The organism is Vescimonas sp. (assembly GCF_057856985.1).
The window spans coordinates 21,056-27,055 of record NZ_DBLZXX010000022.1; the positions used below are offsets into that span (position 1 = coordinate 21,056).

At 60.6% G+C, this 6,000-nt stretch carries 5 protein-coding genes and 1 pseudogene; 2 read left to right on the top strand and 4 right to left on the bottom strand.

Annotation, left to right across the window (positions count from 1 at the left end):
* The first annotated feature begins 100 nt into the window (after window positions 1-100).
* Window positions 101-874: a MerR family transcriptional regulator gene (locus tag ACZM22_RS09890; RefSeq protein ID WP_489543935.1), complete on the top strand. Its 774-nt coding sequence runs from the start codon at window positions 101-103 to the stop codon at window positions 872-874.
* A gap of 216 nt (window positions 875-1,090) precedes the next feature.
* On the opposite strand, the gene ACZM22_RS09895 is transcribed toward ACZM22_RS09890, so the two are convergent.
* Genes ACZM22_RS09895 through ACZM22_RS09905 form a run of 3 tightly spaced genes read right to left on the bottom strand, consistent with a single transcriptional unit; the run spans window position 1,091 to window position 4,504 of the window.
* Window positions 1,091-3,544 carry an ATP-dependent Clp protease ATP-binding subunit gene (locus tag ACZM22_RS09895; RefSeq protein WP_483268038.1) on the bottom strand — a complete coding sequence of 818 codons (2,454 nt, stop codon included), beginning with the start codon at window positions 3,542-3,544 and terminating at the stop codon, window positions 1,091-1,093.
* 42 nt (window positions 3,545-3,586) lie between these two features.
* The gene (locus tag ACZM22_RS09900; RefSeq protein WP_489543936.1) at window positions 3,587-4,030 is read right to left on the bottom strand and encodes a UvrB/UvrC motif-containing protein; all 444 of its coding nucleotides are present in this window, start codon (window positions 4,028-4,030) and stop codon (window positions 3,587-3,589) included.
* Window positions 4,031-4,054: 24 nt separating this feature from the next.
* The gene (locus ACZM22_RS09905) at window positions 4,055-4,504 is read right to left on the bottom strand and encodes a CtsR family transcriptional regulator (RefSeq protein WP_483268036.1); all 450 of its coding nucleotides are present in this window, start codon (window positions 4,502-4,504) and stop codon (window positions 4,055-4,057) included.
* Window positions 4,505-4,855: 351 nt separating this feature from the next.
* Here ACZM22_RS09905 and ACZM22_RS09910 point away from each other — a divergent pair.
* Window positions 4,856-5,062, top strand: a pseudogene (locus tag ACZM22_RS09910) (tyrosine-type recombinase/integrase); the annotation flags it as partial.
* A gap of 167 nt (window positions 5,063-5,229) precedes the next feature.
* On the opposite strand, the gene ACZM22_RS09915 reads toward ACZM22_RS09910, so the two are convergent.
* On the bottom strand, window positions 5,230-6,000 hold a 771-nt coding region (locus ACZM22_RS09915), incomplete at its 5' end, for a BRO family protein (protein ID WP_489543937.1).

Genomic DNA, 6,000 nt, shown 5'->3' on the forward strand with positions numbered 1-6,000 from the left:
TGAAAAATCCTTGCATATTTACCGATTTTCTGTATGATGGTATCATACACCGTACGTTAACGTTCGATGCAAGAGTTTTTTGCGTTTTCGGGGGGATTTTATGAAAAAAGAACGAGATCTGTTTTCTATCGGCGAAGTCGCGCGGGCGCTGAACATCACACGCCGCGCCATCCTCTACTACGAGGAATTCGGGCTGATCCGGCCGGATGTCAAGGACGGCGCCACGGGAAACCGCTACTATACCATTGATACCTTCGTCAAGCTCCGGACCATCCGCATCCTGCAGAACCTGGGACTGTCCCTCAGCGATGTCCTCGGATATTTTGACGGCGACTTCGCGCTGGCACCGCTGATCCGGCGGCTGGAGGCGCAGCGGGATGAGCTGGATCGGCATATCGAGAGCCTGCGGGAGCGGTCCGGCGCGGAGCCGCCGCAGGTGAAGCTGATCCGACTGCTGCCGCAGACCGTCTATCGCCGCGTGTGCGCGGCGGCCACCGTGGCGGAGCGGACGACGCTGCTCCGCAGCACTGCGCTGGAGGGGATGCGGCTCTATGGCACAGACATCTCCCACCGGATGTACCTGGTGGAGTCACCCATCGACAAACCGGATCAGGTGGCGTTCTGCGTGGCTATCCCGCCGGAGAGCCGGGGGGAGTACGTGGAGACCCTGCCGGCAGCGCCGGCCCTCAGTCTCTACCACCACGGTGCGTATGAGCAGCTGCCTGCGGTGGTGAAGCAGCTCCTGACCAGCGCACGGGAACAGGGGCTTACGCCTGCGGGCACGATCCGCCGCATTTATCTGGAGGGCCCGCCCCAGCACAAGGACCCCGCAAAGTTCATCACACAGGTACTTCTGCCGGTGCTGGAGCGGTAGGGGGCGATCGACGGCTTCACCGCCGCGTCAGAATTCTTCACACCGAATTCCTGTTGGATGCAGGGCGCCCGGGGCATGAACGATTCCGGCCCCTTATAAGTAAAACCTCCTATTGCGGTATACTGGTAAAGGTTTGGCAACCAGATTACCAGAGCAATAGGAGGTTTTATACAGATGAGGAGCTCTGCGGAGGAATCCGTCAGGCACTCTTTTTGTTTACTTCTCGATGACCACCTTGCCGTCCCGCAGCCGCACGTGTGCGGTGTCGCCGGACTTCAGCTCGCCCTCCAGCATTTTCTCGGCCACAGCATCCTCCACCATGTTCTGGATGGCACGGCGCAGGGGCCGCGCACCGTACTGGGGATCGAAGCCGTCCCGGGCCAGCTCGGCCACGGCGTCGTCGTCCGCTGCCAGCGTGATGCCCTGCTGGGCCATGCGCGCGCCGGTAACGTCCAGCATACGGCGGGCGATCTGGCGGATGTTGTCCTCCGTCAGCTGACGGAACACGATGATCTCGTCGATACGGTTCAGGAACTCGGGGCGGAACGTCCGCTTCAGGTCGGCCATCACGGCGTCGCGGATGCGGCTGAACCGCACCTCCTCGGACTCCTTTTCACCCTTCTCGCTGCCGTCGAAGCCGAGGCGCGCCGCATCGGCGGTGATGTTCTTGGCGCCTACATTGGAGGTCATGACGATAATGGTGTTCTTGAAGTCCACCTTCCGGCCCTGGGAGTCGGTGACGATGCCGTCCTCCAGGATCTGCAGCAGGATGTTCCACACATCCTCGTGGGCTTTTTCGATCTCATCGAACAGCACCACGGAGTACGGCTTCCTGCGCACCTTCTCGGTGAGCTGGCCGCCCTCCTCGTGGCCCACGTAGCCGGGAGGCGAGCCTACCAGACGGGACACCGTGTGCTTCTCCATGTACTCGGACATGTCGATACGCACCATGGCGTTTTCGTCACCGAACATGGCCTCGGCCAGCGTCTTGCACAGCTCGGTCTTGCCCACGCCGGTGGGGCCCAGGAACAGGAACGAACCGATGGGCCGCTTGGGGTCCTTCAGACCCACACGGCTGCGGCGGATGGCCTTGGCCACCGCGTTGACGGCCTCGTCCTGACCTACCACACGCTGGTGGAGCTTCTCCTCCAGCTTCAGCAGGCGCATGCTCTCGTCCTCGGTGAGACGGGTGACGGGGATGCCGGTCCAGCCGGCCACCACCTTGGCCACGTCGTCAGCGGTGACGCTGCCGCGGTTCTGGGCCATCTGCTTGCGCCAGTTGTCCCGCTCGATCTCCACCTGCTCCTGATAGTCCTTCTCGATGTCACGCAGCTGCGCGGCCTTCTCAAAGTCCTGTGCCGTCACGGCCTCGGATTTCTCGCGGTGCAGCGCCGCGATCTTCTCCTCCAGCGCCTTCAGGTCGGGGGAGGAGGCCTCGGCGGTCATGCGCACCTGAGACGCGGCCTCATCCATCAGGTCGATGGCCTTGTCCGGCAGGAACCGGTCGCCGATATACCGCTTGGACAGCTGCACAGCGGCCTCCAGCGCCTCGTCGGTGATGGTCAGCTTATGGTGCGCCTCGTACTTGTCGCGCAGACCCTTCAGGATCTCCAGCGTGGCCTCCGGCGTAGGCTCGCCTACGGTGACAGGCTGGAACCGGCGCTCCAGCGCGGCGTCCTTTTCAATATACTTGCGGTACTCGTTGAGGGTGGTGGCGCCGATGACGCGGATCTCCCCGCGGCCCAGTGCCGGCTTGATAATGTTGGCGGCGTCCACGGCTCCCTCGGCGGAGCCTGCGCCCACGATGGTGTGCAGCTCATCGATGAACAGAATGACGTTGCCGGCCTTCTTCACCTCGGCCAGGGTGTTCTTGATGCGCTCCTCAAACTCGCCGCGGTACTTGGTGCCTGCCACCATGCCGCTGAGATCCAGGGACAGGAGCTTCTTGTCCAGCAGCTCCTCGGGCACGTCGCCGGAGGCGATGCGCTCGGCCAGCCCCTCGGCGATGGCGGTCTTGCCCACGCCGGGCTCACCGATCAGAACAGGGTTGTTCTTGGTGCGGCGGGACAGGATCTGGATGACCCGCTGGATCTCCTTGTCGCGGCCGATCACGGGGTCCAGCTTGCCGGAGCGCGCTGCCTCGGTAAGGTCGCGGGTGAACTCGGCCAGCGTCTTGTTCTTCTTATCGCCCTCACGGTTGGCGGCGGCCGCGCCGCCGGCGGCTGCGTGAGGGGTATCATGCAGCTTCTTGACGATGCTGCTGTACATCTTATTGGGATCCACACCCATGGTGCGCAGGATGCGCAGAGCCATGTTGCCGCCCTCGCGCAGGATGCCCATCAGCAGGTGCTCCGTGCCGATGTAGCTGCTGCCCATGCGGGCGGACTCGGACACAGCCAGCTCCACCACGCTCTTGGCACGGGGAGTCAGCCCCTGACTGGGCGCGGCGCCGGACATCCCCTTGCCCACGCTGCGCTGCAGCACGGAGCACACCATCTCGTCGGTGACGCCATACTCCGCCAGCACGCGGTGGGCGATGCCCTCCTCCTCGCGGATCAGGCCCAGCAGCAGATGCTCGGAGCCCACGTAGCCGTGGCCCATCTCCTCCGCCGCTTCCTGACTCAGACGCAGGGCCTCCTCGGCCCGGGGGGTGAATTTATTCTCGCTCATAAATAAGCACTTCCTCTCTTACTGTCGTGTTCCGCGCCGGACTTACTTTTCCAGCGCCTTCAGCTCATCCCGCAGCTTGGCCGCTTCCTCGAAGCGTTCCTCCTGCACTGCCAGATTCAGCTGGGTCTGCAGCGCGTTGCGCCTGCGCTGCCGGGTCAGGGCATCCTGCTCGTCCCTGGGCAGCAGGTCGCCGGTGTCCTCCTGAGCCGGTGTGCTCTCCCGCGCCTGCCCCAGCACATCCACCGGTTCAGGGAACTCGGTGAGCATGCGGGAGCCCAGCCCGCTGAAGAACGGCTCCAGCATCCCGAAGGGACGGGAGAAGAAATCTCCGAACAGGCCGCCGGTCATACCGGCGGAGCGGAAGGAGTCGGTGTAGCCCAGCTCCTCGGCGCACTGGGGACACAGGTGTACCTGCGTCACCTTGCCGTTGATATTGCTCTTATAGTAGAACGTTGCCTCGTTCTTTCCACAACGATCACATCTCATAATCGTAACCTCCTTGCTGAAAAATCAGACTGAATGGATCAGGATCTGTTTGAAAATATCGGCCCGCAGTCCGCTGCGCTGCTCCTTGGGGACGCTGCGCAGGGCCCGCTCGCCGGTGGCAGCCAGCATGGACTGGCCCAGCTCACGGCTGATGGCTTCGGAGTCCACCAGGTTCTGGGTGATGGCCCGGGCGCTGGCGTAGTCCAGCGTATCGCCGATGGTGTTGATAACGTGCATCAGCAGCGTCTGCCGGTCCACCTGCACCCGCGTGATGCGGATGTAGCCGCCGCCGCCCCGCCGCGACTCCACGATGTAGCCGTGCTCAGGGGAGAAGCGGGTGGACATGACGTAGTTGATCTGGCTGGGCACGCAGTTGAACCGCTGCGCCAGATCGCTGCGCTGGAGCTCCAGCGCGCCGCCGGCCTCGTCCAGCTCCTGCTGGATGAATCCGGCGATGAGATCGGAGATACCCATGCTTGCCTTCCACCTTTCTGCAAAATCGATTTTGACTTTGCCTTTCTTTGACCTTGACCATAGTATAGCACACTTCGCACTTTTGTCAATAGTAATTTTTGACTTTCTTTGACCAAAATTGTAAACGTTTTGTGAACAGGATTTTTCGGGAGAGATGCGCTGGCCCCATCGCGCGGCCGCGCCCATTTCTTCCGCTGCTGAAAGAAATGGGGCCGCCGGAGACAAAGCATCAGAGCGGGGTAGAGTCCCGCCTCTATAAAACACGCATTGCCGTCCGCGGAGGCAAAAGAAGAAAACCACCCGACAGGGTGGTTTTCTTCTGGAGGTGACATCCGGATTTGAATCGCCGCGTTGACTGATGCCCGTTTCCACGACCTGCGTCACTCCTACGCAGTCGCCGCGATCCGCGCCGGAGACGACATCAAGACGGTGCAGGGTAATCTGGGTCACGCCACAGCGGCCTTTACGCTGGACGTGTATGGCCATGTGACTGACCAGATGAAGCGCGAAAGTGCCGACCGCATGGAGCGTTTTATCTGTACAGTTTCCGCCGGTTGACCCCATAAGGCTAAAAATAAGGCTAAAACCTGTTTTTGGGCATGAAAAAACTCCCGAAACACAGGTGTTTCGGGAGCTTTATCTGTCATAACTCAACACTATAGATTTTTTGAAATTGCTTTCAAAAAATCGGTGTATGACAGCAAGAATAACTTGATGCGCAGAGCTCACTTGTCTTTTGATTCTTCAGTTGTGTCAGAGACTGCGCCTTCCAGCAGGTCCGTCACGACCTGATTGAGCTGTGCGGCGTTCTTGGAGGTGATGACCGGTGTGTCCGACTGAGACTCAATGTCTTTTCTGGTTCGCCCAGCAACCTGGCCACCTGCTTTGGCAACTGCCAGATTCTCTTGGAAAGTCGTTGGTTTGCGATCTCTTGAAAACTGAGTGGTAGTCGCTTCCGCCAGCATGTTCAGCACCAGTTCCAGTGTGGTCATATTATCACGGAGATTCTCTTTTTTCAAGCCCTTCAGGTTCTTGTACTGCCGGGTGGACATGCCGGACCATGCACGGGAGATCTCATCCGTGAGGATGGCATACTCTACGCCCTTCTGCACACCGCGGGCATCCCATTCATCCGTCAGTTCTTTGCGGACTTGAATGGCCTGCAGCCGCTGGTTGATCCACTCACGGCTGTACCCCTTCTTGAGATAGGTTTCCAATGCCCGGTCAATGGTCAGCTCCGGGTCGATGGTCTCCTCGATACGCTCCCGACCGACCTGCGCCAGCCACAGCTTGAACGGCTCGGCCTTCGGTGAAGGAATGGACTGGATGATTCGGAGAAGCTGCTCGGTGTCGGCCACATCGGTCAGACGTTTCCGCCCATCCGAAGCGGTCATCTTCAACTGGTTACAAGCTGTAACCGTTTCATTTCCCTCATCCTTCAGGCGTTTCTTCGTTACCTTCCAGTAGTTACGAGCTGCCTGATAATCTGGCTGATC